The organism is Dyella lutea (assembly GCF_024158035.1).
Taxonomy (GTDB): Bacteria; Pseudomonadota; Gammaproteobacteria; order Xanthomonadales; family Rhodanobacteraceae; genus Dyella_A; species Dyella_A lutea.
Map to the genome: position 1 here is coordinate 1,012,158 of NZ_JAMZEK010000001.1, position 24,367 is coordinate 1,036,524.

26 protein-coding genes are annotated in these 24,367 nt (G+C 68.4%); 18 read left to right on the forward strand and 8 right to left on the reverse strand.

The window, feature by feature from the left end; all coding sequences use genetic code 11:
• The first annotated feature begins 148 nt into the window (after window positions 1-148).
• Window positions 149-1,534 carry a cytochrome C gene (locus tag NC595_RS04495; RefSeq protein ID WP_253565059.1) on the forward strand — a complete coding sequence of 462 codons (1,386 nt, stop codon included), beginning with the start codon at window positions 149-151 and terminating at the stop codon, window positions 1,532-1,534.
• Window positions 1,535-1,624: 90 nt separating this feature from the next.
• On the forward strand, window positions 1,625-1,999 hold the full coding sequence (locus NC595_RS04500; RefSeq protein ID WP_253565060.1) for a YciI family protein: 375 nt from the start codon (window positions 1,625-1,627) through the stop codon (window positions 1,997-1,999).
• 144 nt (window positions 2,000-2,143) lie between these two features.
• On the opposite strand, the gene NC595_RS04505 is transcribed toward NC595_RS04500, so the two are convergent.
• Together NC595_RS04505 and pncA are read right to left on the reverse strand one after the other, a co-directional pair.
• Entirely contained in the window at window positions 2,144-2,989 is an 846-nt protein-coding gene (locus tag NC595_RS04505) for an endonuclease/exonuclease/phosphatase family protein (protein ID WP_253565061.1), read from the reverse strand.
• Between the two features lie 21 nt (window positions 2,990-3,010).
• A complete protein-coding gene (gene pncA / locus NC595_RS04510; RefSeq protein ID WP_253565062.1) occupies window positions 3,011-3,661 on the reverse strand; it encodes a bifunctional nicotinamidase/pyrazinamidase in 651 nt (216 codons plus the stop codon).
• 147 nt (window positions 3,662-3,808) lie between these two features.
• On the opposite strand from pncA, the gene NC595_RS04515 reads away from it, so the two are divergent.
• The 3 genes from NC595_RS04515 (at window position 3,809) to NC595_RS04525 (ending at window position 5,651) form a co-directional block, all read left to right on the forward strand.
• Window positions 3,809-4,525, forward strand: a complete 717-nt coding sequence (locus NC595_RS04515) for an HAD family hydrolase (protein ID WP_253565063.1) — start codon at window positions 3,809-3,811, stop codon at window positions 4,523-4,525.
• 127 nt (window positions 4,526-4,652) lie between these two features.
• Complete coding sequence (locus tag NC595_RS04520; RefSeq protein WP_253565064.1) at window positions 4,653-5,108, forward strand: PA2169 family four-helix-bundle protein; 456 nt, start codon at window positions 4,653-4,655, stop codon at window positions 5,106-5,108.
• A 57-nt stretch (window positions 5,109-5,165) separates the two neighbouring features.
• Window positions 5,166-5,651 carry a PIN domain-containing protein gene (locus tag NC595_RS04525; protein WP_253565065.1) on the forward strand — a complete coding sequence of 162 codons (486 nt, stop codon included), beginning with the start codon at window positions 5,166-5,168 and terminating at the stop codon, window positions 5,649-5,651.
• On the opposite strand, the gene NC595_RS04530 is transcribed toward NC595_RS04525, so the two are convergent.
• The gene (locus NC595_RS04530) at window positions 5,590-6,534 is read right to left on the reverse strand and encodes a sulfotransferase family protein (RefSeq protein WP_253565066.1); all 945 of its coding nucleotides are present in this window, start codon (window positions 6,532-6,534) and stop codon (window positions 5,590-5,592) included. The two genes, NC595_RS04525 and NC595_RS04530, sit on opposite strands and share 62 nt — an antisense overlap.
• A gap of 149 nt (window positions 6,535-6,683) precedes the next feature.
• Between NC595_RS04530 and NC595_RS04535 the strand changes: the two genes are divergently transcribed.
• Together NC595_RS04535 and NC595_RS04540 are read left to right on the forward strand one after the other, a co-directional pair.
• Window positions 6,684-6,872: a CPXCG motif-containing cysteine-rich protein gene (locus tag NC595_RS04535; protein ID WP_253565067.1), complete on the forward strand. Its 189-nt coding sequence runs from the start codon at window positions 6,684-6,686 to the stop codon at window positions 6,870-6,872.
• 29 nt (window positions 6,873-6,901) lie between these two features.
• Window positions 6,902-7,288 (forward strand): hypothetical protein, encoded by a 387-nt coding sequence (locus NC595_RS04540; RefSeq protein ID WP_253565068.1) that lies wholly within the window; start codon window positions 6,902-6,904, stop codon window positions 7,286-7,288.
• On the opposite strand, the gene cls is transcribed toward NC595_RS04540, so the two are convergent.
• Together cls and NC595_RS04550 are read right to left on the reverse strand one after the other, a co-directional pair.
• Window positions 7,285-8,664 (reverse strand): cardiolipin synthase, encoded by a 1,380-nt coding sequence (cls, locus tag NC595_RS04545; protein ID WP_253565069.1) that lies wholly within the window; start codon window positions 8,662-8,664, stop codon window positions 7,285-7,287. The genes NC595_RS04540 and cls overlap by 4 nt on opposite strands.
• A 1-nt stretch (window position 8,665) precedes the next feature.
• Window positions 8,666-9,577 carry a LysR family transcriptional regulator gene (locus NC595_RS04550; protein ID WP_253565070.1) on the reverse strand — a complete coding sequence of 304 codons (912 nt, stop codon included), beginning with the start codon at window positions 9,575-9,577 and terminating at the stop codon, window positions 8,666-8,668.
• Window positions 9,578-9,697: 120 nt separating this feature from the next.
• On the opposite strand from NC595_RS04550, the gene NC595_RS04555 reads away from it, so the two are divergent.
• From NC595_RS04555 to NC595_RS04570, 4 genes are all read left to right on the forward strand, one after another.
• Window positions 9,698-10,222: an ester cyclase gene (locus tag NC595_RS04555; protein WP_253565071.1), complete on the forward strand. Its 525-nt coding sequence runs from the start codon at window positions 9,698-9,700 to the stop codon at window positions 10,220-10,222.
• Window positions 10,219-11,415 carry an MFS transporter gene (locus NC595_RS04560; protein WP_253565072.1) on the forward strand — a complete coding sequence of 399 codons (1,197 nt, stop codon included), beginning with the start codon at window positions 10,219-10,221 and terminating at the stop codon, window positions 11,413-11,415. Before NC595_RS04555 ends, NC595_RS04560 begins: the two co-directional genes overlap by 4 nt.
• 42 nt (window positions 11,416-11,457) lie before the next feature.
• The gene (locus NC595_RS04565; RefSeq protein WP_253565073.1) at window positions 11,458-12,474 is read left to right on the forward strand and encodes a zinc-binding alcohol dehydrogenase family protein; all 1,017 of its coding nucleotides are present in this window, start codon (window positions 11,458-11,460) and stop codon (window positions 12,472-12,474) included.
• A gap of 76 nt (window positions 12,475-12,550) precedes the next feature.
• On the forward strand, window positions 12,551-12,835 hold the full coding sequence (locus NC595_RS04570; protein ID WP_253565074.1) for a hypothetical protein: 285 nt from the start codon (window positions 12,551-12,553) through the stop codon (window positions 12,833-12,835).
• 45 nt (window positions 12,836-12,880) lie between these two features.
• On the opposite strand, the gene NC595_RS04575 is transcribed toward NC595_RS04570, so the two are convergent.
• Window positions 12,881-13,549: an energy transducer TonB gene (locus NC595_RS04575; RefSeq protein WP_253565075.1), complete on the reverse strand. Its 669-nt coding sequence runs from the start codon at window positions 13,547-13,549 to the stop codon at window positions 12,881-12,883.
• Between the two features lie 287 nt (window positions 13,550-13,836).
• Here NC595_RS04575 and NC595_RS04580 point away from each other — a divergent pair, with 287 nt between their 5' ends.
• Window positions 13,837-14,274, forward strand: a complete 438-nt coding sequence (locus NC595_RS04580) for a hypothetical protein (protein ID WP_253565077.1) — start codon at window positions 13,837-13,839, stop codon at window positions 14,272-14,274.
• A gap of 116 nt (window positions 14,275-14,390) precedes the next feature.
• Entirely contained in the window at window positions 14,391-15,062 is a 672-nt protein-coding gene (gene trhA / locus NC595_RS04585) for a PAQR family membrane homeostasis protein TrhA (RefSeq protein ID WP_253565078.1), read from the forward strand.
• A gap of 4 nt (window positions 15,063-15,066) precedes the next feature.
• On the opposite strand, the gene NC595_RS04590 is transcribed toward trhA, so the two are convergent.
• Window positions 15,067-15,513 (reverse strand): DUF456 domain-containing protein, encoded by a 447-nt coding sequence (locus NC595_RS04590; RefSeq protein WP_253565699.1) that lies wholly within the window; start codon window positions 15,511-15,513, stop codon window positions 15,067-15,069.
• A 107-nt stretch (window positions 15,514-15,620) separates the two neighbouring features.
• The gene (locus tag NC595_RS04595; RefSeq protein ID WP_253565079.1) at window positions 15,621-16,397 is read right to left on the reverse strand and encodes a ferredoxin--NADP reductase; all 777 of its coding nucleotides are present in this window, start codon (window positions 16,395-16,397) and stop codon (window positions 15,621-15,623) included.
• A 186-nt stretch (window positions 16,398-16,583) separates the two neighbouring features.
• Here NC595_RS04595 and tviB point away from each other — a divergent pair, with 186 nt between their 5' ends.
• The 5 genes from tviB (at window position 16,584) to NC595_RS04620 (ending at window position 24,319) form a co-directional block, all read left to right on the forward strand.
• Window positions 16,584-17,861 carry a Vi polysaccharide biosynthesis UDP-N-acetylglucosamine C-6 dehydrogenase TviB gene (gene tviB / locus NC595_RS04600; protein WP_063673949.1) on the forward strand — a complete coding sequence of 426 codons (1,278 nt, stop codon included), beginning with the start codon at window positions 16,584-16,586 and terminating at the stop codon, window positions 17,859-17,861.
• On the forward strand, window positions 17,861-18,910 hold the full coding sequence (locus NC595_RS04605; RefSeq protein WP_253565080.1) for an SDR family oxidoreductase: 1,050 nt from the start codon (window positions 17,861-17,863) through the stop codon (window positions 18,908-18,910). The genes tviB and NC595_RS04605 overlap by 1 nt, the downstream gene beginning before the upstream one ends.
• A 19-nt stretch (window positions 18,911-18,929) precedes the next feature.
• Window positions 18,930-19,703, forward strand: coding sequence for a 4'-phosphopantetheinyl transferase family protein (locus tag NC595_RS04610; protein WP_253565081.1), 774 nt, complete (start codon window positions 18,930-18,932; stop codon window positions 19,701-19,703).
• A 70-nt stretch (window positions 19,704-19,773) separates the two neighbouring features.
• Window positions 19,774-21,174 carry a TIGR03013 family XrtA/PEP-CTERM system glycosyltransferase gene (locus NC595_RS04615; protein ID WP_253565083.1) on the forward strand — a complete coding sequence of 467 codons (1,401 nt, stop codon included), beginning with the start codon at window positions 19,774-19,776 and terminating at the stop codon, window positions 21,172-21,174.
• A gap of 424 nt (window positions 21,175-21,598) precedes the next feature.
• Window positions 21,599-24,319, forward strand: a complete 2,721-nt coding sequence (locus NC595_RS04620; protein WP_253565088.1) for a hypothetical protein — start codon at window positions 21,599-21,601, stop codon at window positions 24,317-24,319.
• Window positions 24,320-24,367: the final 48 nt, after the last annotated feature.

Here is a 24,367-nt window from a genome sequence, read left to right on the forward strand (position 1 = left end):
GGGCTGCGGCGTTCCGCCACGCCCCAGGGGCGCACTATCGTGCGAACGCTGGCGCGCGTTGACGCGAGTCAATTCGAATCCGGTCGTGCAGGCCGATGCTTCCTCCAAGGCCGCCAAACAGGGGCGGTGATGCCTGGAGGATTCCAAAATGAAAGCTGTGTCTCCCGGAAGGGGCAAGCGCGTGTTGCGCGCAGGTGGCGGCCTCGCGCTGCTCGGACTGGTCGTGGCCATGTTCGGCATGGCGGCCAGCCGGGTCGATGCAGTGCCGTCTTTCGCTCGCCAGACCAAGCTGCCGTGCAGTGCCTGCCACATCGGCGGCTTCGGCCCGCAGCTCACCAGTTTCGGTCGCCAGTTCAAGCTGATGGGCTACACCATGAAGACCGGCGATGGCCCCGACGTGCCGCTGTCGGCGATGCTGGTCGAGTCCTTCACGCACACCGCGAAGGCGCAGACCGACCCGCCGGCCGACGGCTTCAGTCGCAACAACAACGCCGAGCTGCAGCAGGCCTCGGTGTTCCTCGCCGGGCGCGTCAGCCAGCACGTGGGCGTGTTCGCGCAGGCCACCTACTCGGAGAACGGCGGGCTGCTCGGCTGGGACAACATGGACGTGCGCTACGCCAACAGCTTCACTTCGGGTGCGCACAACGCGATCTGGGGCGTCTCGCTCAACAACAACCCGACCGTCACCGACGTGTTCAACACCGCACCGGCCTGGCAGTTCCCGTACATGGGGGCCGACCTGGCCCCCGGTGCACCGGCGATGCCGATGCTGTTCGGCGGACTCGGCGGCCAGGTGATCGGCGTCAACGGCTACCTGCAGCTGGACGGCAAGTGGTACGGCGAGGTGGGTGCGTACCGCTCGCTGTCGCCCTCGTTCCTGCGCGACGTGAACGCGGACTTCGACGGTCGCCTCGCCTCGACCGCACCCTACGCGAGGCTCGCCTACACCTGGAACCTGCCCGCGGGCAACGTCGAGCTGGGCGGCTTCTACCTGCACGCCCGCCGCGGCCTGCCAGGCACCAACGCCGCCGGCAACGCCGTCGCGGTGGCCGGCCCGTCCGATCGCTTCGACGACCTCGGCGTCGATGCCAGCTACCAGCGCGCCTTCGGCAGCAACCATCTGGTGACGGTCAACGCCCTGTATGTCGACGAGCGCCAGAAGCTGGACGCGACCTACGGCTCGGGCGGATCGAGCAACCTCAACGGTCGTCTCGATGCGCTCAACCTGGACGGCAGCTACTGGTACCGCAACACCTGGGGTGCCACGCTGGACCTGTTCGCCGACAACGGCCGCAGCGACACGATCCTCTACGGCGATGCCGGCAAGCCGGATACCCGCGGCGGCACGATCGAGGCCGACTGGAATCCGTTCGGCGAGTCCGACTCGTGGGAGCAGCCGTGGGCCAATGTGCGCGTGGGTCTGGAGTACACCTTCTACACCCGCTTCGCCGGACGCGTGCACAACGTGGATGGTGCCGGCCGCAGCGCCAGCGACAACAACACGACCTACCTGTACGTCTGGCTGGCGATCTGATCGCCACCGCAGCGGTCACATGCAGGGGGAGGGGGACACCGGCTAAGGTGTCCCCCTCTCTTTTTCTGCGGCACGGACGGTGAGGGCGCGATGAAGTTCCTGGTGATGATCTATAGCGACGACCAACTGCTTGGCGAGCTGCCTTCCGGCCAGTTCGAGCACATGATGCAGGGCTGCTTCCGGCATGCCGACGAGTTGGCGGCGGAGGGTTGCCTGCTCGGCTCGCAGCAGCTCGAGCATCCGGTCACCGCGCGCACCGTGCGCGTGCGCGACGGCAAGACGGCGGTGTTCGACGGCCCGTTCGCCGAGACCCGCGAATACCTGGCCGGTTTCAACCTGATCGAGGCCGCCGACATGGACGAGGCGGTGCGTATCGCGCAGAGCTTTCCGTGGTCGCGTACCGGCGCGATCGAGGTGCGGCCGATCCGCGACATGGATGCCGTGCGCCAGCACGTCGGCGCCTGAATGCAAAAAAGGCCGCGCCGGGGCGACCGGCGCGGCCAAGGGGTTTGAACCGACCACTGCCATGGACGGAGCCGTTGCCGGAGGGGGATCCGTAGCGGCCCGCGCAGTATCGGGAGCGGGTGTCTCAGATGCCGCGACGACCGCTCAGGGCTGTTTCCAGTCCAGTACCGCGACCACCGGGAAGTGGTCCGACGGGTACACCTTGCCGTCATGCACGGTGATCGTGTCGGCACTCAGCGCGGTGAAGCCGCGAGTAAGGATCCAGTCGATCTGTTCGGTCGGTTGACCGGTGAAGGCATGGAAGGTCTTGTCCGGGCCGGTGTGCTCGGCGGCGGTAGCGCGCGCGTCAGTGAGTACCCGGGTGAGCAGGGCGTGGGCCTGGCTCGCCGGGGTGGTGTTGAAGTCGCCCACCAGCACCACCGGCACGTCCTTCGGCAGTGCCTCGATGCGTGCGAGGATCTCCTTCGCGCCCTTGGTGCGCGCCGCTTCGTCCTCATCGCGGTAGGGCAGGTGGGTGTCGAAGAAGTAGAAGCGGCGGCCGTCGGCTTTCCGTTCGAACAGCGCCCAGGTGACCATGCGCGGGAACGGATGGCCCCAGGAAATGCTGCCCGGCACGCTCGGGGTGTCGGACAGCCAGAAATTGCCGGACTTGAGCACCTTCAGGCGATCGGTGCGGTAGAACACGCCCATGTGCTCGTCCCCGTCGCCGCCGCGGCGGCCCTCGCCGAACCAGGCGTAGTGCGGCAGCTTCCGCACCACGTAGTCGCCCTGTTCCTTGTGCAGCTCCTGCGTGCCGAACACGTCCGGGTCGGCGTCGTGGACGGTGCGCACGAACAGGTCGCGGCGGTTCTCCCACACGTTCACCCCGTCGGGCGAGGGCGTGCGCACGTTGAAGGTCATCACGCGCAGCGGCGCGATGGTCGCCGCCCCCGCCGATCCGGCGACGGCGAGCAGCACGATGGTGAGCAACCAGGTCAGGGAACGATGCATGGGAGGCTCCTTCGGGGGTGGTCAGCCGGCCAGTGCGGCGGCATCGGCCACGGCGATGCCGTCACGCGCAAGTGCGGCCCGGGTGGGCTCGTCGCCGCCCGGGGTCACCGGCCGGCACAGGTCCCACAATACCCGCGTGCGGAAACCCATGCGGGCGGCATCCTGCGCACTCCACAGCACGCAGACGTCGCGTGCCAGGCCGCACAGGTAGACGGTATCCACGCCTCGTTCGCGCAGCCAGCCCGCCAGGCCGGTCGAGGGACGTGCGCCGCCCGGTCCATGGTTCTCGCGGAACGCGCTGTAGGAGTCCACGCGCGGGTCGTTGCCCTTGCGGATCACCATGCCCACGCCGGACCAGTCCACCCCGGGGTGCAGCGCCGCCCCCGGCGTGCCCTGCACGCAGTGGTCGGGCCACAGCGTCTGCGGGTGGTCGTAGAGGTCGATGTTCTCGAACGGTGCGCGGTCGGGATGCGAACTGGCGAACGAGACGTGGCCGGGCGGGTGCCAGTCCTGGGTGGCGACCACGTGGCCGAAGCAGCGCGTGCGCAGCAGCGCGTCGATGCCCGGCACGATCGCGTCACCCTCGTGGCAGGCCAGCGCGCCGCCGGGCATGAAATCCCGCTGCAGGTCGATGACGAGGAGGGCGGCACGGGAGAGATGGGTGGTGGCCATGGCGGTAGCCCGGGAGAGACCAGCCCCGATGATGCCTGTTCGACGGCTCCGGCGGCGAGTCGGCGACGTCGCCGGAGGCTTCTGCGACAATCCATGTCCCCGCCGACGGCGGGCGGCACTGCCATACACCCAGGGACAGGCGCATCCATGATCACGATGGTCGGCTTCGACGGCGACGACACCCTCTGGCACAGCGAGGGTTACTACCAGGCCGCCCATGCGGCTTTCTCGGAAATCCTCGGGCACTACGTGGACCTGGGCGATCGCGGCCTGCACGATGACATGCTGCTGACCGAACGGCGCAACCTGGCGCTGTTCGGCTACGGCGCCAAGGGCATGACGCTGTCGATGGTCGAGACCGCCATCGCGCTGACCGACGCGCGCATCTCGGCGAAGGACATCCATCGGCTGGTGGAAATCGGCAAGGGCGTGCTGCAGCATCCGATCGAGCTGCTGCCGGGCATCCGCGAGGCGGTGGAGGCGGTGGCGGACGAGCATGCGCTGGTGCTGATCACCAAGGGCGACCTGTTCCACCAGGAGAAGAAGGTCGCCCAGTCGGGGCTGGCCGACCTGTTCCGCCGCATCGAGATCGTGTCGGAAAAGAACGCAGACACCTATCGCCGGCTGTTCGACGAGTTCGCCGTGACCCCGGCCCAGTTCGCGATGGTCGGCAACTCGCTGCGTTCGGACATCGAGCCGGTGGTGCGCCTGGGCGGCTGGGGCGTGCACGTGCCCTACCACGTGACCTGGAGCCACGAGCTCGATCACGGGCTGGGCGACTCGCACGAGCGGCTGCTTACGGTGGAGTCCCCGGCGGGCATTCCCGCGGCGGTGAGGACACTGGGCGAACTGGCCGGAGGCTGAACGCGCCACGCCCCCTGCACACAGGTGAAGGTCCCGCTGGCGCGGGCTTCACCCGCGAGCGCAGGCATCCCGGCCAGCATGCGGACAAGGGCGTATCGCCCCGCCCAAGACCACTGAGGAGCGTCCCATGCAAGCCAGCCAGCACGATGCCGATCGACTGACCACCCTGATCGCCTATGCCAGCGCCAATGCCGACGCCTGTCGCGAGGCGGCCAGCGACGCGGAGGGTTTCCGCGTCGCAGCGTCGCTGGCGCATCGCGCGCAGGAGCGTCGGGCGGTCGCTGCGCATCTGCGATGCTGTCTCCACGAAGAAGGCTTCGGCGAGGCGCTTTCGCAGCCGTCAGCCCCCGAACCGGTCGCCCCCGTGGTGACGGCCCGGCGCGGTGTCGCGCCGGCGGATGCCAGGGTGGTCGAAATGGCCGGACGCGACGAGGAAGAGCTGCAGGCGGCCTTCGAGTCGGCGCTCGACGACGAGGCGCTGTCGCCGCAGGCGCGGATGGTCGTGCTCAAGGCTTACGTTGCCGTGCGCACGGGGAGCGACCAGATGCGCGATCTGCACCGCTCGCTGCAGAACGGCGCCTGACCCGCCGGGGTCGCTTGGGCTAAAGTGCGGCCGCCTCCGCATGCCAGTGGCTCCGCCATGTCCCACGAGTCCAGCGATGCCGTGCCGCGCATCGTGCTCGATACCAATGTCTGCCTGGACCTGTTCCTGTTCCGGGATCCCGCCTGCGCACCGCTGGCGGGCGCGTTGACCGCAGGTCGGGTCCGCGCGGTGGCCGATGCCGCTTGCCGCGACGAGTGGCTGCGCGTGCTGGAGTATCCCAGCGTACCGATCCGCCCGGAGCAGCGTGACGGCCTGCGCGAGCGCTTCGATGCCACGCTGGAGCGGTTCGTCGGGCTTCCCGATCCGGCCGGCCTCGGGCCATTGCCGGTGTGTCGCGATCCTGACGACCAGAAGTTTCTCGAGCTTGCCCTGGCCTGCGGCGCGCAATGGCTGCTCAGCAAGGATCGCCACCTGCTCAAGCTGGCGCGACGCACCCGCAAGGCGGGCCAGTTCCTGATCCTCAGGCCGGACCAGTGGTCCGAGGCGCTGCTTGGAAGGACGCTTTTGCGCGAGGCGGGCTGAAGCTTCCGGGGCCGGCTGGGGCATCGTCGTTGTCGGCCTGGCGACACTGCTGGCGGAGCGGCTCGATCGACACCAGCCGCTGCGACAGCCAGTCGAGCAAGCCCGGACCGAACAGCACGTGGGCCTTGCTCTGCGGGACGCGCAGGTTGCCCTGGATGGCGTGGCGCTTCCACGGCTCGTCGGCCAGGTCGGCGATCGGCTGGGCGCAGGCATCGGCCAGCGGCGCATCGGGATCCAGCGTCAGCGCCTCGCATAGCCGTCGCCATTCGCGCGGGGTGTCGGAGACGAAATCGTCGAGGAACACGAAATGGTGATTCGGCTTGCCGACCTGCCGACGATGCAGGGTGGTCGCCCGGTTCCAGCGTTGCGCCCACAGTTTCGCGCCGCCGCCGAAGCCATGGTTGTCGTCGTAGTGGAGGTTGGCATCGGCAATCGATGCAACCACGTCCAGACCATCGCGGATCACATGGACGAAGCGGGCATCCGGCACGTGCCGCTCGATCTCGGGGATGTACAGCAGGTGATTCGGGGTCTTCTCGATCCACATCGAACACCCGGCTGCCGCGGCGTGGTCGTCGAGCAGCCTGACGAAGCGTCCGGTGCATGCGGCCAGCCGCAACGGCACGACCGTCTCCCCGCTGCCCAGCCGACCCTGCAGCTGCTGCAGCACGCGTCGGCCGTGCCTGCGGGCGAAGCCCATCTCGACCGCGTGCCGTCGCCGCTGCGGGACGCCATGGTCCCGCCAACGCCAGTGCAGCTCGCCGTAAAGATGCTCGAAGAGCGCCGTCTCCGGCAGCGTCGCGACCTCGGGGTGGCGCGCCAGCATGGCCTGGACGATGGTCGTGCCTGAGCGGGGGCATCCGACGATGAAGGTGCGGCGCATGGGCGGCTCCGGTGCGGCAGCGGCGTGGATCGGCCCTGTCCGAACGTTGCTGCGGGGATCGGGTTGACGCATCCGGCGGCCGGCCCGACGGTCGGCGTTCCGCGGGCGATATGGTTCAATCGCAGCTTCCCCGAAGTGCCGAGGCCTGCATGCTGGATGCCGTGATGATCGATTGTCCCTACTGCGGCGAGCCGATCGAACTCTTGATCGAGCCGGCGGAGGGCTCATACAGCTACGTCGAGGATTGCCACGTGTGCTGCCGCCCCATCGACGTCTCGGTGCAGATGGATCCGGCGGGTGGAATCGCGGTGAGCGTGGGGTCGCAGGACGATGTCTGAGCAGCTTTCCGCCTGCCCCGGAGCATCCCATGCCGTATGACCAGTCCTGGATGGGTTACGGCTTCGTTGGAGGGCTGGAGGCCGGCGCCATCAGCGCCATCGCCGGGGCCGTGCTGTTCGCGCTGTTCCACGCCGTCGGCCGCCACGGTGGCTGGAACGAAGCCCGGAAGATCGGCTGGTCGTACCTGCTCGGCGTGGTGCTGAGTGCCGGTGCGGACATCGGCAACCTGTTCTATTTCAACTACGGGAGGCTGCAGTCGCTGGCCCTGTTGCGCGCCAAGCTGGCCGAGGTGCACGACCCGGACAACCTGGGCACGCGGGTGTTCTGCGAACTGGTCGGGGTCGGCGTGGGGATCTGGCTGGCCTGGCTGGTGATCGACTGGCGCAGGCGGCGCGGCCGCGGACCCGCCCGCTAGAGAATCGGGTCGAACAGCCGCGCCACGTGCATGGCCACGCGGCGCAGATAGGGGGCCTGGCGGTACTCGGTCTCGGTGACCGGGCGGCATAGCGCCAGATCTTCCTGCAGCATGGCTTCCACCGCGCGCGCGAAGCCATCGTCGACGGCGATGGCGCTCAGCTCGAAGTTCAGTCGGAACGATCGGCTGTCCAGGTTCATGCTGCCAATGGCGGCGGTGTGTCCGTCGACCAGCAGGGCTTTCTGGTGCAGGAAGCCCGGCTGGTAGCGATAGATGCCGATGCCGCGCTGCACCGCCTCGTGTGCGTGCAGGGTGGAGGCGAGGAACACGCCGCGGTGATCGGGGCGCGAGGGGATCAGCACGCGCACGTCGACGCCCCGCAGCACCGCCAGCTGCAGCGCGGCCATCACCGCCGCGTCGGGCACGAAATAGGGCGTGCTCAGCCACAGCCGCTCGCGTGCGGCATGGATCAGCGCGGTGAAGCACAGCGAGCCGGTTTCCTGCGGGTCGGCGGGGCCGCTGGTCACCACCAGCAGGCTGGCATCCCCTCGCGGTGCCGTGGGGGTGCCGTCGGGGAGCCGCATGCCGGTGGTCCAGCGCCAGTCGTCGGCGAACGCCTGGCGCAGATCGGCCACCGCCGGTCCGGCGAAGCCCAGGTGGGTGTCGCGCCAGGGCGACAGCGGCGGACGGGCGCCGAGGTATTCGTCGCCGACGTTGAGCCCGCCGACGAAGCCTTGGGCGCCGTCGATCACCAGCAGCTTGCGGTGGTTGCGGAAGTTGAGCTGGAAGCGGTTGCGCCAGCGCCGCCCGGCGAAGGCGTGGACCTCGACACCGCCCGTGCGCAAGGCGTCGACGTACGACTCCGGCAGCTCGTGGCTGCCGATGCCGTCGTAGAGCAGGTGCACGCGCACGCCGGCGGCGGCCCGGTCCAGCAGGACCCGGGCGAAACGCTGGCCGAGGGTGTCGTCGTGGACGATGAAGAATTGCGCCAGCACCTCGTGGCGCGCGGTGGCGATCGCGGCGAACATCGCATCGAATGCCGCCTCGCCGTTCACCAGCAGCTGCAGCGCGTGGCCGCGGCGGAACGGGCGCCCGGCCAGCGTGGCCAGCGCATCCAGGCGCAGGCAGGCCGGATGCGTGCCGGCTTCCACCGGCGGGGCGCCGGGCAGCCGGCGCGGCGTCTCCAGATAGCCATGCACCTGGCTCGACCCGAGGTAGAGGTAGGGCACCAGCGTCACGTACGGCAGCAGTACCAGGCCGAGCGCCCATGCCATTGCCCCCTGCGGCGTGCGCGCATGCACCACCGCGTGCATCGCCGCGACCGCGCCCAACGCGTGCAGGCAGAGTGCCGACAGGGCGATGAGGTCGGTGAGCATGTCAGCTCATCGCCCGGCGCACGGTGTCGAGCACGTCGGTCTCGTGCCGTTGCAGCCGCTCGTGCAGGAAGTCGACGAACAGCCGGATGCGCGCGGGCAGGAAGCGGCGGCTGGGATAGATGGCATGGATGTTCGCCTCCGGCGTGGCGATCTCGGCCAACAGCGGCACCAGCCGCCCGGTCCGCACATCCTCGGCGATGTCCCAGGCCGATTTGAAGGTCAGGCCATGGCCTGCGATGGCGAACTGGCGCAGCAGGTCGCCGCTGTCGCAGGTCATCGTTGCCTCGAGCCGCAACGGTCGCGGCCCTTGTGCGGTCTGCAGCGTCCACGGCAACAGGCCGCGCCCCGGGCGATGCAGCATCAGGCAGGCGTGTCCGGCCAGTTCGTCCACGTTCGCCGGGCGTCCGTGCTTCTCCAGGTAGGACGGGGCGGCGCAGACCACCCGGTGGTTGAGGGCGAGTCGCCGCGAGACCAGTCGCGAGTCGCCCAGCGCGCCGCTGCGCACGGCCACGTCCACGCCGTGCTCGAACAGGTCGAGGGTGGCGTCGGAGACGCTGATGCGCAGGCGCAGTCGCGGGTGGATCGCGGCGAATTCGGCGGCCAGCGGGGCGATCCAGTGCCGGCCGAGGTCAGCCGGCGCCGCCACGTGCAGCAGGCCGCGTGCCTCCATCTGGCCCGCGCCGAGGCTGGCGTGGGCTTCGTCGAGGTCGGCGAGGATGGCGACGCAGCGCTCGTAATAGGCCGCGCCTTCGTCGGTGAGGGTGAGGTGGCGCGAACTGCGCTGCAGCAGCCGTACGCCAAGGGCGTGCTCCAGCCGGGTCAGCCGCTTGCTGGCCGCAGCGGGCGACAGCCCGAGCTCGCGCCCGGCCGCCGACAGGCTGCCATCGGCTACGGCGCGAACGAAGAGCCGCATGGCGTCCAGATCGACCATCTTTAACTCTCAGGAAAAGATGCTTGCCCAGTTTGGCCAATTCTCTGCCTTGGCGGCAAGTTGCACGATGGCGCCGTCGAAATCCTTCCCCGAGGCTCCATCGTGAAACGAGTTTCCTCCTCGCTGGTCGCACTGGCCATCGCCACGACTGCATCCGCGACCGGCGTGACGCCGACCTTGGTCCGGGCGCATCAGACCATCGTCACGGCCCCGGTCGATGCGACCGCCATGACCCTCGCCGCCCTGCGCTACGCCAACTTCTGGAACACCGGCAACGAGGCGCTGGCGCGCGCCGCGCTCGCCCCCGATTTCGTCGATCACACACCGCCACCCGGACGCGTCCCGGGAGTGGAGGGTGCGCTGGCTGCATCACGCAATTTCCGCGCTGCGGTGCCGGACCTCAGCTGCACCGTGGAGCAGCTGATCGTCGCCGGTGACCGGGTGGTCTCGCACCTGCGTTTCCGCGGCCATTTCACCGGACGCTTCGGCGACCGCCAGGGCCACGGTCAGCCGGTGGATTTCATCGCCACCGACATCTACCGCATCGTCGACGGCCGGATCGCCGACAACTGGCACCTGGAAGACAACCTGACCTTGCTCAAGCAGCTCGGGGTGGTGGCGCCATGAGTGTGCAACGTTCCCGCCTGGCGCTGTTCGCGCTGGCCGTGGCGGCGTTCGCCATCGGCACCACCGAGTTCGTGATCATGGGGTTGCTGCCGGAAGTGGCCGGCGACCTGCACGTGAGCATCCCTTCCGCCGGCCTGCTGGTCTCCGGCTACGCGCTGGGCGTGGCTGGCGGTGCGCCGCTGCTGGCGATGCTGACTGCGCGCATGGAGCGACGTCACGCGCTGCTGCTCCTGCTCGGCCTGTTCATCGCCGGCAACGCGCTGTGCGCGGTGGCGCCGGATTATGCGGTGCTGATGCTGGCCCGCGTGCTCGCCGCGTTCTGCCATGGCTCGTTCTTCGGCATCGGCGCGGTGGTCGCGGCGCACCTGGTGCCGCCGTCGAAGCGGGCGCAGGCGATCGCGCTGATGTTCGCCGGGCTGACCCTGGCCAACGTGCTGGGCGTGCCGTTCGGTACCTTCCTCGGCCAGTGGGCCGGCTGGCGTTCCACCTTCGCCGCGGTGACCGGGCTGGGGGTGCTGGCGGCAGTCGCGGTGTGGCGCTTCGTGCCGCCGTTGCCGGACCTGACCGCGCCTGACCTGCGCCGTGAGCTCGGCGTGCTGCGTCAGGGACAGGTGCTGCTGGCGCTGGCGATGACCGTGCTCGGTTTCGGCGGCGTGTTCACCGTGTTCACCTACATCGCGCCGATCCTGCAGCAGCAGGCACACGTCAGTATCGGCGCGACCGGCTGGGTGCTGGTGCTGTTCGGAGCCGGCACCACGCTGGGCAACCTGCTCGGCGGACGGCTGGCCGACTGGCGGCTGATGCCGTCGCTGATCGGTATCCTCGCCGCGCTCGGGCTGGTGTTGCTGGGTTTCGCCTGGACCATGCAGCACACGTTGTTGGCGGTAGTGACCGTGTTCGTCTGGGGCGTGGCCGCCTTCGCCACCGTGCCGCCGCTGCAGATGCGCGTGGTGCAGCAGGCCGGTGCAGCGCCGAACCTGGCTTCCACGCTCAACATCGCCGCGTTCAATCTCGGCAACGCGCTGGGCGCCTTCCTCGGTGGCGCGGTGATCAGTGCGGGGCTCGGCCTGCCGGCGGTGAGCGTGGCCGGCGCCGCAGTCGCGTGGCTGGGGTTGGCGGTCACCGTGGCCAGTCTGGCGTTGCAGCATGCCCGTCCCCCGGCAGGCACCACCCCCTGTGCCGAGCTGGGTTAGCCTGATTCCTTCCTCTCCCATCCCCGTTTCCGAGGAGTTGCCATGAAAGCCGTCGTCTACCGCCAGTCGTTGCCGATCGAGGACACGGACAGCCTGATCGACGCGAGCCTGCCCGATCCTCCGGCACCTGCCGGCCGCGACCTGCTGGTGCGCGTGCATGCGGTGTCGGTCAATCCGGTGGATACCAAGATCCGCCGCAACGTGGATCCGGCCGGTAGCGACAAGGTGCTGGGCTGGGACGCCGCCGGCGTGGTGGTCGCGGCCGGTCCCGAGGCTTCCTTGTTCAGGCCTGGCGACGCGGTCTATTACGCCGGCGCCATCGACCGTGCCGGCAGCAACGCCGAGCTGCAACTTGTCGACGAGCGCATCGTCGGGCGCAAGCCGGTGTCGCTGGGTTTCGCCCAGGCGGCGGCACTGCCGCTGACCACGGTCACTGCTTGGGAGCTGCTGTTCGACCGGCTCGGCGTGGCGCGCGGGGCGGCAAGCGGGACGCTGCTGGTGGTCGGTGCGGCCGGTGGCGTGGGTTCGATGGCGGTGCAGATCGCGCGCAAGCTCACCGGCCTGACCGTGATCGGCACCGCCTCGCGCCCGGAAACCCAGGCCTGGGTCCGCGAGCTGGGTGCCCATCATGTGGTCGACCATCGCCATGGCCTGCTTGAGCCGGTGCGTACGGTGGCGCCGGAAGGCGTCGACTACGCGATGAGCCTGACCCATACCGAGCAGCACTACGAGGCGCTGGTCGAGCTGCTCAAGCCGCAGGGCAAACTTGGCCTGATCGACGATCCGGCCTCGCCGATCGACATCCGTGCGATGAAGCGCAAGAGCATCTCGCTGCACTGGGAGTTCATGTATACACGGTCGCTGTTCCACACGGCGGACGTTGCCGCCCAGCACAGGTTGCTGCAGGAGGTGGCCGACCTGGTCGATGCCGGCGCACTGCGCGGCACGATGCGCGAGCACTACGGCACGATCAACGCGGACAACCTGCGCCGGGCGCACGCCCAGTTGGAGAGCGGCAGCACCATCGGCAAGATCGTGCTGGAGGGTTTTGGCGGCTGAGCCCGCAACCTTTTCCCTGTGGCCTGCATCTGATCGATGCGGGCGCCCGGTTGGCGCCGATCGAAGGAGTGGGACGATGGTCACCCTGGCCGTGCTGGTGATGGTGGTGGGTTTCCTGTGGCTGGCGGCGTCGCTGGTCGGGTTCGTGTTCAAGCTGGCGTTCGCCCTGCTCGGGGGCGTGATCGGCCTGATGGCCGGTCTGCTGGGTCTGCTGGTGGGCGGGCTGGCGTTGCTGCTGGTCGCGCCCGTAGTGCTGCTGGCGCTGTTGCCGGTAATGCTGCCGGCGCTGGCGCTGGTCGCCCTGGTGTGGCTGGTGGCGCGGGCCTCGCGTCGTCCTGCGCCGGTCAACGCCGGCCACTGATGCATGAAGCCCCCGGCGTGGCGCCGGGGGGCTTTGTTCGCGCCGCTACTCGCCGCGCAGGTCGAAATTCACCGGCACCCGCGCCCAGGCGCGTACCGGCTTGCCGTCGACCAGGGCGGGCTGGAACACCCAGCCGCCCAGCACCTGCGATCGTGCACTGCGGTCCAGCAGCGAATAGCCGCTGCTCCGCTCGATCACCACGTCGACCGGCTTTCCCTGTTCGTCCACCAGCACCCGCAGCAGCACGGTGCCGTGCATGCGCTGGCGCACCGCCTGGGCGGGAAAGCTCAGGGGTGCGTGCCGGTAGGCCAGGCTGGCCTCGATCGGTGCCGGTGCCGCCGTGGCTTCACGGGTCGGCGGTGAGAGCGTCGGCAAGGAGACCGGGGGGGCCTGCACATTGCCGTTTTCGATCGGTGCCACCACGGGCGGGGTCACGGGAGCCGGCTCGACCCGGGTGACCGGCGCCGGTGGTACCGGGACCGGCAATGGCTTGATATCCAGCACAGGTGGCGGTGGAGGGATCGGCGGGGGTGGTTCGCTCCAGCGGATTGTGAGTGCGCGCGGTTCGGGTGCCGGCGGGCTGAACTGCGGCGCCAGCGGCCGCAGGGCGTTGACCAGCACGGCAAGATTGAGGGCGATGGCGGCACTCAGCGCGGCGACGCGCAACTGGTCCGGACGCGAACGACGGGCAACAGCCAGGCTTGCGGACGACATGGGCGACCTCCTGACGATCATCGATGCGGGTTGTGTGGCGCCGCCGCGCTGCCGGGGAGGCAGTGGGGATCGCGGGGACGCAGCCCGAGCCTATGCCGGAAGTCATGGTCCGGGCAAGTGGACGTCTGGACGTCCAATTGTTTCATCTGCAACCAGATGAAGCGCGGCCGCCGCCGAGAGCAACGGCCGGTCGTCATCGGAGGGACGACGGGGCGCTTCCGCTCATGCCGATGCGCCACAATGCGCCACTACCGGCCGGGCGCCGGCCACCCAGACGGAGCAGACCCATGACGATGCGAACCCTCCTGGCTGCCGCGGCCCTGCTGGCCGGGCTGGCGCTCCTGCCATCCGCCGCCGCCCGGGCGGGGGATATTTCCTGCAGCATGACCTTCCAGCTGTCTGGCTGGTCGGTGTTCTACAAGACCGCCACCGGCAGCGGCACCGTCACCTGCAGCAACGGCCAGAGCATGCATGTGAAACTGCGGGCCAAGGGCGGCGGCCTCACCTTCGGCAAGACCCGGATCGACCACGGCATCGGCAAGTTCACCGGCGTCGACAGCATCGCCGACATCAAGGGGCACTACGCCAACGCAGAGGCCCACGCCGGTGCCGAGCAGTCGGCCGACGCACAGGTGGTCACCAAGGGCAGCGTATCGCTGGCGCTCAGCGGCAGGGGCAAGGGCTGGAACCTGGGCATCGCCTTCGGCGCCTTCATCATCGAGTGAGCCGGGGCGACCGCGTTGCGTGCGCTGCTGCCGATTTCCGTGCGCAGGCGTATGCAGACGCGGTCATCCGCGTTATGGTGCGGCGCACGAGAGGCCGCGAGGCGGCCGGTGGAGAGATGGTCGTGACCGCACAACCCTTCGTCGCAGTGCCGCGATACAGCTTTGGCGACGAGCTCGCCAGTAGCATCGTGCACGGCATCGGCGTGCTGCTGGCGATCATCGGGCTGGCAGCGCTGGTGGTGGTGTCCTCGCGCTATGGCGAGACCCGCGACGTGATCGCAAGTGCGGTGTACGGCACGACCCTGGTGCTGCTCTACACCGCATCCACGCTCTATCACGCGGTGCCCGTGCCATCGGCCAAGCCGGTGCTGCGCACGCTCGATCACATCGCGATCTACCTGCTGATTGCCGGCACCTACACGCCTTTCACCCTGATCGCCCTGCCGGGGCGCTGGGGCTGGAGCCTGTTCGCCGCGGTGTGGACACTGGCGGCGATCGGCAGCGCGCTGGAGTTCGGCATGTTCCGCCGCTACCGCAAGCTCTCGGTGCTGCTCTACGTGGCGATGGGCTGGATCGGCATGGTCGCCTTCAGGCCGCTGGCTGCGCACCTGCAGGGCGGCGGCATGGCGTTGCTGATCGCCGGGGGCGTCGCCTACACCGCCGGCGTGCCGTTCTACCTCTGGCGGCGACTGCCATACCACCACTCGGTGTGGCACTGCTTCGTGCTGGCCGGCAGCGTGCTGCACTACATGGCGATCCTGCTGTACGTGATTCCCGACGCGGGCTGAGCGATCAGCCCAGCAGCATCCCCAGCGCGAACAGGCCCAGCATCGCGAACGACACCACCAGCTTGACCAGGGTGCCGAACAGCAGGCCGAGCCAGGTGCCGACGCCGACGTGGGTGGATCGCAGCACGCTCTGGCCGGCCAGCAGCTCGCCAGCGAGCGCCCCGGCGAAAGGCCCCAGCAGCAATCCGGGAATACCGAAGAACAGGCCGGCGAACGTACCCAGCGTGGCGCCCCATATGGCCTGACGGCTGGCCCCCACCCGCCTGGCACCGAGCGCGCCGGCGATAAAGTCCACGGCCACGCCGAAGGTGCCAAGCACGCCGAGCCCGATGAGCCACCACGGGCCGAGGTGGCGGTAGCCGTCCACCGCAGCGGCCAGCCAGATGCCGGCGAAGATCATCGGGATGCCGGGCAGCGCCGGCAGTACGGCACCGGCCAGGCCGCCGAGCATCAGCAGGGTGGCGAGAACATACAGGGCGATGTCGAACACGGCGGGCCCGGAAAGGCGCGGCCAGTCGCCGCCCGGCCACGGTAACGCGGCGGGCGGCTGGCGTCAGGTCACTTCTCGACGAAGGCCCGCTCGATCACGTAGTCGCCCGGCTCACGGGTGCGCGGGGAGACCTGGAAGCCGCGCGCATCGAGAATCGCCGCGGTGTCATCGAGCATGTGCTGGCTGCCGCACAGCATGGCGCGGTCCACCGCCGGATCCAGCGGCGGCAGGCCGATCGCCTGGCTCATGCGGCCCTCGACGATGGCGTCGGTGATCCGGCCCTGGTTGATGAACGCTTCGCGCGACACGCTGGGGTAGTAGATCAGTTTCTCGCGCACCATCTCGCCGAGGTATTCGTGCTGCGGCAGTTCGTTTTGCAGGTAGTCGCCATAGGCGAGATCGCTGGTCTCGCGCACGCCGTGGGCGACCACCACCTTGTCGAAGCGCTCGTAGGTCTCCGGATCGCGCACCAGGCTCATGAACGGCGCCAGGCCGGTGCCGGTGCTGAGCAGGTACAGCCGCTTGCCGGGCTTGAGGTCGTTCAGCACCAGCGTGCCGGTGGGCTTGCGGCTGACGATGACCTCGTCGCCGGGCTTGAGGTGCTGCAGGCGCGAGGTCAGCGGGCCGTTCGGCACCTTGATCGAGAAGAACTCCAGGTGCTCCTCCCAGTTGGCGCTGGCGATCGAATAGGCGCGCATCAGCGGACGCCCGTCCACCTCCAGGCCGATCATCACGAACTGGCCGCTGTCGAAGCGGAAGCCTGGGTCGCGGGTCGTGCGGAAGCTGAAGAGCGAATCGTTCCAGTGGTGCACGTCGATGACGCGCTCGGTTGCGAGAGCCACCATGGGGAGTACCGTTGTCCGTCGCAGTAGATGGGGCTGGCGCGCGGCCGAAGCGGCGCAGGCAGCCGCTCATTATCGCATTGCAGCGCAAAACCGTCAGATACCTGCGTCACACTGTCAGATGCCCGGTGACAGCGGTGGGGCAGGGACCGGTATCATTCGGCGAATTCCATGGGTTCAGGGGGCGGCATGCGGCAGATCGACCAGGCAAGGATCGCGATCGTGGGGTTGGGCTATGTCGGCCTGCCGCTTGCGGTCGAGTTCGGCAGGCACTATCCCACCGTCGGTTTCGACATCAATGCTTCGCGCATCGAGGAGCTTCGGGCCGGTCGCGACTCCACGCTCGAGGTGGACGAGGCCGAACTGGCCCAGGCGACCCGGCTCGCTTTCAGTGCCCAGCTGTCCGACCTGGAAGGCTGCAACTTCTACATCGTCACGGTGCCGACCCCGATCGACGCGGCGCGCCGCCCCGATCTCACGCCGCTGGTCAAGGCCAGCGAGATGCTCGGCAAGGTGATCAAGGCAGGCGACATCGTGGTGTACGAGTCGACCGTCTACCCGGGCTGCACCGAAGAGGTCTGCGTGCCGATCCTGGAGCGGGTGTCGGGGCTGAAGTTCAACCAGGACTTCTTCGCCGGCTACAGCCCGGAGCGCATCAATCCGGGCGACAAGCAGCATCGCGTCACCACCATCCTCAAGGTGACCTCCGGTTCCACCCCGGAAGTGGCCGATTTCGTCGACCGCGTCTACGGCTCGATCATCACCGCCGGCACGCACCGCGCCAGCTCGATCAAGGTGGCCGAGGCGGCCAAGGTGATCGAGAACACCCAGCGCGACCTCAACATCGCCCTGGTCAACGACCTGGCGATCCTGTTCAACAAGCTCGGCATAGACACGCTGGAAGTGCTGCAGGCGGCGGGCACCAAGTGGAACTTCCTGCCGTTCCGGCCGGGCCTGGTCGGTGGCCACTGCATCGGCGTGGATCCGTATTACCTCACCCACAAGGCCCAGGAGGTCGGCCATCACCCCGATGTGATCCTCGCCGGCCGCCGCACCAACGACGGCATGGGGCCCTACGTGGCGAACGAGGTGATCCGGCTGATGGTGCGCAAGGGCATCAACCCGGTGCACGCGAAGATCCTGATCCTTGGCCTGACCTTCAAGGAAAACTGCCCGGACCTGCGCAATACCCGTGTGGTCGACATCGTGCAGGCGCTGCACGGCTACAACGCCGATGTCGATGTGTACGACCCCTGGGTCGACGCCGACGAGGCGGAGCACGAATACGGTCTGCGCCCCATCGATGCACCGGCACAGGGCGGCTACGACGCGGTGATCGTGGCAGTCGCCCACCATCAGTTCGTGGCGCTGGGCGCCGAGGGCGTGCGCGCACTGGGGCGCGATGGCGCGGTGATCTACGACGTGAAGTACGTGCTGCCGCGCGAAGCGGTCGACGGGAGGTTGTGATGGAGCGCAACGAGGTGTTCATTCCTGCCGCATTGCAGGCGCGCGTGCGCGCCGCACAGGGCCCTTGGCTGGTGACCGGCGCGGCGGGTTTCATCGGCTCCAACCTGGTCGAGACGCTGCTGCGGCTCGACCAGCAGGTGGTCGGTCTGGACAACTTCGCCACCGGCTACCGGCACAATCTCGACGAAGTGCGTGATGCGGTCGGGCCAGGCGCCTGGTCGCGCTTCCGCTTCATCGAGGGCGACATCCGGTCGCTCGAGGACTGCCAGGTGGCCTGCCGTGGCGTCACCCACGTGCTGCACCAGGCCGCGCTGGGTTCGGTGCCGCGCTCAATCGAAGATCCCCTGGCCACCCATGCCGCCAACGCGACGGGTTTCCTCAACATGCTGACGGCGGCGCGCGATGCCGGGGTGTCCAGCTTCACCTATGCCGCCTCCAGTTCGACCTACGGTGACGAGCCGACCCTGCCGAAGGTCGAGGACCGCATCGGCCGACCGCTGTCGCCGTATGCTGCCACCAAGTTGATCAACGAGATCTACGCCGAGGTCTACGCGCGCTGCTACGGTTTCCGCGCGATCGGCCTGCGCTACTTCAACGTGTTCGGTCGACGGCAGGATCCGGATGGCGCCTACGCCGCGGTGATCCCGCAGTGGATCGCCTCGCTGATCCGCGGCGACGACCTGTTCATCAACGGCGATGGCGAGACCACCCGCGACTTCTGCCATGTTGCCAATGCGGTGCAGGCCAACCTGCTGGCCGCATTGTCTGCCGATGAGGCGCGCGACCGCGTCTACAACGTGGCGGTCGGCCAGCGCACCAGCCTCAACCAGTTGTTCGACCTGCTGGTGGGTGGCCTGCGGGCGCAGGGGGTGAATTACGATCGCCGGCCGGTCTATCGCGATTTCCGGGCCGGGGACGTGCGTCATTCCCTGGCGGATATCGCTCTGGCCACCAGGCATCTCGGCTACGCGCCCACCCACACCATCGCCGATGGCCTGCATGACGCGATGCCCTGGTATCTGGAGTTCATCGCCCGGCAAGCCGGCTGATTCCGGCCGGCCCCGGGTGATGGAGACGAGGGGTGGGCGGTTTGCCGGGCAGGTCGACGTGGCCCTGGAGCGGGCCGGTGTCAGGCAGTTGCACGGGGCACAGGCCTGCGTGGTGGTGTTCGACACTGCCGAGTGGTCCAACGGTCGGCAGCAGGCGGCTTTGATGCTGGACGCGTGGGAGCGGGCGCGCGCCGCGCGCTTCCGGTTCGAGGCCGACCGCACCCGTTACGTTCTCGCCCACGCGTTCTGGCGCCGGGTGCTTCGGATGTGCCTCGGCACCGGTTCGGTGCTGCCGCGAGTATTACCTGACGCACTCGGGCGGCCGCTGCTTCCCGATCATCCCGGTCATGTGACCAGCTTGAGCCGATCCGGACCATTCGCGGCAGTAGCCGTGGCCCGGTGGACGGCCGTGGGCGTGGATATCGAACGCTTTCCGCCGCGACATGCCATCGACGACGTGCTGGCGGTGGTCAGCACGCCGGGCGAGCGGGAGGCGCTGGCCGGACTGGTTGGCGAACCGCGGCAGCGGGCCGCGCTTGGGCTGTGGACGGCCAAGGAGGCGGTACTGAAGGCCTGTGGCACCGGACTCCAGGTCGATCCGGCCCGGGTGGACACGTCATGCCACCCGATTCCCGACCCCTGTGGAAGGTCGTTGGCATGGAGGCTGCTACGGCTGGAGCTGCCGGGTGGCGTCATGGGCGCCGTTGCCACGCCCGGCGAAGCCGGAGCGCTCAGCGTCTGCTGGCTTGGTGCTGGCGGGGGATCTACCGCATGCGCTGACTGGACACTGTAACAAAATCGCGCATACCATAGCGGTCCGGCGTGTGTAAAGCGAACTGAGTCACATTACAGGGGGTGGTGCCATGTTTCGCTCATCCAAGAATAGCGGCCTTCGATGGCTGCTATTGCTTGCCGTCATCGAACTGTTGCTGCTGAGCGTGTCGCTCTACGTGGCCGCGCGTCTGCGTTACCCGGGAGCGCCGGAGGATCTCGCGCGCTTCACCCGCTCGCTGATGCTGCGTTCGCTGGTGTTTGCCGCCGTGCTCATGCTCGGCCTTGCCGCACTGGGGCAGTACCAGCTGAACATGCGGACCAGCTGGTTCGGTCTGCTGGCCAGGCAGGCCGTCGGCTTCTGCTTCGGCGCGGTGATGCTCGTAGTGCTGTATTACGTGTTTCCCCAGGCCTACGTCGGCCGCGGTGTGTTCGGTATCGGGCTGGCGGTGGGGTTCGCCCTGGTCACCGGATTCCGCCTGGTGTTCCAGCACCTGACCGAAGTCGAGGGGCTCAAGCGCCGGATCCTTATCCTGGGCGCGGGCCAGCGTGCTGCCGAGGTGCACAGTCGCATGCGCCGTCGCTCCGATCGCCGTGGGTTCATCGTGGTCGGGTTCCTGCCTCGGGCCAGCGAGGAGGTCTGCGTGCCGGCCGAGCATCTGCTCGATCCGCAGCACACCCTGCTGCAGTGGGTGAACGAGCGCCAGGTCGACGAGGTCGTGGTGGGCGTGGAGGATCGTCGCGGCAACCTGCCGATGACCGACCTGCTGGAGCTGCGCCAGATCGGTGTCGAGGTGACCGATCTGACGACCTTCGTCGAGCGCGAGGCCGGTCGCGTCCAGCTCTCCTTCACCGACCCGTCCTGGCTGGTGTTCTCCGGCGGCTTCGACTCGACCCCGCTGCGCCGTTTCAGCAAGCGCTGCTTCGACCTGTTTGCCGCGGTCGTCGTGCTGTTGCTGACCTGGCCGTTTATGCTGCTGACGGCGTTGGCGATCCGCATGGAATCCGGTCCCGGCCAGCCCATCCTGTATCGGCAGGAGCGGGTCGGTGCCCGTGGCAAGACCTTCTGGCTGACCAAGTTCCGCAGCATGGCGACCGACGCCGAGCGCGATGGCGTGGCGCGCTGGGCGAGCAAGAACGACGACCGCGTGACGCGGGTGGGTCGCTTTATCCGCAAGACGCGCCTGGATGAGCTGCCGCAGCTGTGGAACGTGGTGAAGGGCGACATGAGTTTCATCGGTCCGCGGCCGGAGCGTCCCCAGTTCGTGGCCGACCTGAGCCGCAAGATCCGCTACTACGAGGTCCGGCACTGCCTCAAGCCCGGTCTCGCAGGCTGGGCGCAACTGCGTTACCCGTATGGCGCCTCGGACGAAGATGCCGCGGAAAAGCTCAAGTACGACCTCTACTACGTCAAGAACCACAATCTGTTGTTCGATCTGCTGATCCTCATCCAGACCGTAGAGGTCGTTCTGTTTGGTCGTGGCGCGCGTTGACGGATGCTGAACGACCACGGATGGGACGGAGACAAGGGCATGCGCGATGCCACAAAACGGCGCATGCTGACCGGGCGCTGCCCAAGCCCCTACGTTCTCTGTGATCAGGGAATGCACACGCGTACCCAAGGGACTCGCCCAGATGAACGCCGATGACGTCGAATCCGTCCGTGCCGACGGCAGCTCCCGACCCCGCCGCTGGCCTCGCGGACCGCGCATAGGCGCCACGATCGTGCTGCTTTTGTCGGTGGCATTCGGCATCGCCGGCATGGTCCGGCCCGACCTCGTGGCTCCCCTCGGCTCGGGCAGGGTTGGCCACTCGCAGGCCCTATCCGCACCGGCCGTTGCAGCTTCCGCGGCCAGAACGGGCGAGGACGTCCAGGCGCCGTCGGAGGATTCCGCTGCCGCTGCGGCGGACGCTCCCGTGACAAACCAGGCCCGGGCGGACGCGACCACGCGTTCGGACCATCTGCTCCAGCGTTATGTCGAAGCCGTCACGCCTGGCAGTGCCGGCGCCGCGTGGCCCTGCAGCGCCAACGGACCGGCGCTCGGGTTCACCCCGGTCGGCAACGGAGTGCTGCGGCGCGGTCAGGCGAGTGACTGCTCGTCGGTCGTCACGTGGTCGCGCGCACTGTTTCCCACTGCGGCGAGCAGCCTTGGCATGGCGCTGTCGGCCAAGGTGCTGGTTGCCGGTGCGTCCGGGGCACCGGCATCGACAGGGGCCGGCAGTTCGATGACCTCCGGCAGCGGGGCCCATTCCGGCATCGTGGCCGCGTCGGTCGGTGGCGCCACGCCGGCTGTCGTGGGCCCGACCATCACCGCCGCACACCCTCGCATGATCCTGGACTCGGCGACGCTGGCAACGCTGCGCCAGCATGCGACCGCCAACACCACCGAATGGCAGGCGCTGAAAGCGACCTGCGACAGCTACATCGGCGGCTCGGTGCAGTATCCGAACGGGAACGCCTACCCGAACCTGCCCAACCTCGGTTCCGGCTATCAGGGGGAAGACTATCTCCCGGCCTTGCTGGCCGAGGCGATGTGCTACCAGGTGCTGCGCGCCACGAACGCCGGCCAGGCAGCGACCTACGGGGCCAAGGCGGTGGACATCCTGATGAAGATGTCCTCGCCCTTCGGCACCGGGCAGGGAATCGACCCCTGCACGGACAGTGGCTATGGCATCCGCTTCTTCGGTGTGGGTTTCGGTCTTGGCTACGACTGGCTATATGACCTGCTCTCCAGCAGTCAGCGCACGCAGGTCTACACTACGGCCAATGCCTGGCTCACCGCCTGGGAACAGCCCGGAGGCTGCGCGGCGTTCGAGTACGCGCATCCGCAGAGCAACTACTACGCCGGCTATTTCCACGCCAAGGCGGTGATCGCGATCGGTACCTACGGCGAGAACCCGTCGGCGCCCGCCGAGTGGGACGACTGGTACGGCAATCAGTTCACGGCGCGCGTGCTGCCCTACTACAACCTCCATCTGGCAGGCGGTGGCTGGCCGGAAGGCTTCGCCAACTATGCGCCGCTGGGCGTCTTCAACATGAGCCTCCCGGCACGCGAGGTGAAGACCGCCACCGGTGTCGATCTGGTGCATGCCTCGACCGCGTACACCTTCCCCACCGACAATGCCGCGTACCTTATGCATTTCACCTGGCCGTCGCGCGGTTACATCGACGACCGCGATACCAATCGATCATCGGGCAGCCTTCCGGATCCGGGGACGGCGCAGCTGAGCCTGTTCCAGCAGGTCTACGGCGAGGCCGCCTACTGGCGATCGTCGCTGGCACCGGTGCTCCTCCAGTATCTGGGCCAGGTATCCAGCGCTACGTCCGGCTACAGTCCCGCTGCACCATGGCTGGCTTTTCTGGAGAGTGCGCCGGGCGGAGCGACGGCTTCGGTCAGCACGCTGCCCCTGTCGTACTTCGCCAGCGGCCTGAATGCGGTCTCGGCGCGCTCGGACTGGACGACTTCGGCGGTCTGGATGTCTTTCCGCGCCGGTCCTTACGTCAACAATCCCGGCCAGGGTGAGGAATACTTCGATCAGGGCTCGCTCGCCCTGGTGCGAGGTGCCACACCGCTGCTGCTGAACGCGACCGGCTGGCTGGTGCACAGCCCGAACGGCAGCGCCGAAGAGAGCCGCATCTACGACGACAACTACGGCAGCTTCGACGGCACGCCCTACAAAGGCAACCGGCAAATCTACAATGTGTTCTACGTGCGCAGCATGAGCGGTTCGACCGTTCAGAGCGCCTACGGACAGGGCGCCTACACGACCGAGAGCGATGGCGTGCGGACGGCGGTCAGTGCATTCGAGGACGGCAGCGACTACGTCTATCTTCGGGCGACCCACCTGGAAGACATGTACCGCTCGTCGGGCGGCTCGCTCGGCAAGGGCGTCAGTGCGTGGTCGCGCGAGGTCACCTATCTGCGGCCCGGCCGCTTCGTCGTGCATGACCGCACGACCGCCAGCAGTGCCTCGCTGGACCAGTACATGGCCTGGCACTTTCCGGCCAGCCCGACGAGTCAGGTCACATCGTCCGGCGGCGCCCGCTTCGATGTCACCTACAACGGCACCTACGCCGGCGCGATGACCGTGGTGACGCCGGTCAACCCGGTCACCACCACCCTGGCGATGTATCCGGCCAGCAACCCGACCAAGGCATGGCAGGTGCAGGTGCGGCCGGCGACCGCGGCGGCCAGCAACCAGTGGCTCACCGTATTCGATCTCTCCGGCACGGCTGCGGCGGTGGCTGCCGCATCGCCGGTGACGATCAACCAGGGCAGCATCGTCGGCGTGCGGCTGGCGGGCACCGATGGCGTCAGCGTGGTGATCAACAACGCCGGCACCCCCGGTACGCCGATCAGCGGGACGATCGCCTACTTCGTGCCGGCCGAATCCGCGCACCACGTGGTCACCGGGCTGGCCCCGTACACCGGCTACAGCATCACCACGGCTTCCCAGGGAGGCGGGCGCGTGGTGACCATCGCCCCGGGCGGCACGTTCACGAGCAGCGGCAAGGGGGTGCTGGATTTCTACGTGACCGGTGCCGGGGCCGTGCAGATGAACACGCCCGGCTACGTCAACCTGCCGATCAGCACGATCCCGGTCGGCAATCCGACGCCCTACACGCCGGGAGGCTGAGCATCGTCGTGGCGGGAGTGGCTTTCGCCGCCCCCGCTGCTCGTCGGT

What these genes read in the sequence shown, in the direction of transcription:
- NC595_RS04530 (WP_253565066.1), bottom strand. Translation starts at nt 6,534, where the DNA reads ATGCGCCGCACCTTCATCGTCGGATGCCCCCGCTCAGGCACGACCATC.
- cls (WP_253565069.1), bottom strand. Translation starts at nt 8,664, where the DNA reads ATGCTCACCGACCTCATCGCCCTGTCGGCACTCTGCCTGCACGCGTTG.
- NC595_RS04550 (WP_253565070.1), bottom strand. Translation starts at nt 9,577, where the DNA reads ATGCGGCTCTTCGTTCGCGCCGTAGCCGATGGCAGCCTGTCGGCGGCC.
- NC595_RS04505 (WP_253565061.1), bottom strand. Translation starts at nt 2,989, where the DNA reads ATGCATCGTTCCCTGACCTGGTTGCTCACCATCGTGCTGCTCGCCGTC.
- NC595_RS04515 (WP_253565063.1), top strand. Translation starts at nt 3,809, where the DNA reads ATGATCACGATGGTCGGCTTCGACGGCGACGACACCCTCTGGCACAGC.
- NC595_RS04580 (WP_253565077.1), top strand. Translation starts at nt 13,837, where the DNA reads ATGACGATGCGAACCCTCCTGGCTGCCGCGGCCCTGCTGGCCGGGCTG.
- NC595_RS04500 (WP_253565060.1), top strand. Translation starts at nt 1,625, where the DNA reads ATGAAGTTCCTGGTGATGATCTATAGCGACGACCAACTGCTTGGCGAG.
- NC595_RS04615 (WP_253565083.1), top strand. Translation starts at nt 19,774, where the DNA reads ATGTTTCGCTCATCCAAGAATAGCGGCCTTCGATGGCTGCTATTGCTT.
- NC595_RS04575 (WP_253565075.1), bottom strand. Translation starts at nt 13,549, where the DNA reads ATGTCGTCCGCAAGCCTGGCTGTTGCCCGTCGTTCGCGTCCGGACCAG.
- NC595_RS04570 (WP_253565074.1), top strand. Translation starts at nt 12,551, where the DNA reads ATGGTCACCCTGGCCGTGCTGGTGATGGTGGTGGGTTTCCTGTGGCTG.
- pncA (WP_253565062.1), bottom strand. Translation starts at nt 3,661, where the DNA reads ATGGCCACCACCCATCTCTCCCGTGCCGCCCTCCTCGTCATCGACCTG.
- NC595_RS04610 (WP_253565081.1), top strand. Translation starts at nt 18,930, where the DNA reads ATGGAGACGAGGGGTGGGCGGTTTGCCGGGCAGGTCGACGTGGCCCTG.
- NC595_RS04605 (WP_253565080.1), top strand. Translation starts at nt 17,861, where the DNA reads ATGGAGCGCAACGAGGTGTTCATTCCTGCCGCATTGCAGGCGCGCGTG.
- NC595_RS04595 (WP_253565079.1), bottom strand. Translation starts at nt 16,397, where the DNA reads ATGGTGGCTCTCGCAACCGAGCGCGTCATCGACGTGCACCACTGGAAC.
- NC595_RS04525 (WP_253565065.1), top strand. Translation starts at nt 5,166, where the DNA reads ATGTCCCACGAGTCCAGCGATGCCGTGCCGCGCATCGTGCTCGATACC.
- trhA (WP_253565078.1), top strand. Translation starts at nt 14,391, where the DNA reads ATGGTCGTGACCGCACAACCCTTCGTCGCAGTGCCGCGATACAGCTTT.
- NC595_RS04495 (WP_253565059.1), top strand. Translation starts at nt 149, where the DNA reads ATGAAAGCTGTGTCTCCCGGAAGGGGCAAGCGCGTGTTGCGCGCAGGT.
- NC595_RS04535 (WP_253565067.1), top strand. Translation starts at nt 6,684, where the DNA reads ATGCTGGATGCCGTGATGATCGATTGTCCCTACTGCGGCGAGCCGATC.
- NC595_RS04560 (WP_253565072.1), top strand. Translation starts at nt 10,219, where the DNA reads ATGAGTGTGCAACGTTCCCGCCTGGCGCTGTTCGCGCTGGCCGTGGCG.
- tviB (WP_063673949.1), top strand. Translation starts at nt 16,584, where the DNA reads ATGCGGCAGATCGACCAGGCAAGGATCGCGATCGTGGGGTTGGGCTAT.
- NC595_RS04590 (WP_253565699.1), bottom strand. Translation starts at nt 15,513, where the DNA reads ATGCTCGGCGGCCTGGCCGGTGCCGTACTGCCGGCGCTGCCCGGCATC.
- NC595_RS04520 (WP_253565064.1), top strand. Translation starts at nt 4,653, where the DNA reads ATGCAAGCCAGCCAGCACGATGCCGATCGACTGACCACCCTGATCGCC.
- NC595_RS04540 (WP_253565068.1), top strand. Translation starts at nt 6,902, where the DNA reads ATGCCGTATGACCAGTCCTGGATGGGTTACGGCTTCGTTGGAGGGCTG.
- NC595_RS04565 (WP_253565073.1), top strand. Translation starts at nt 11,458, where the DNA reads ATGAAAGCCGTCGTCTACCGCCAGTCGTTGCCGATCGAGGACACGGAC.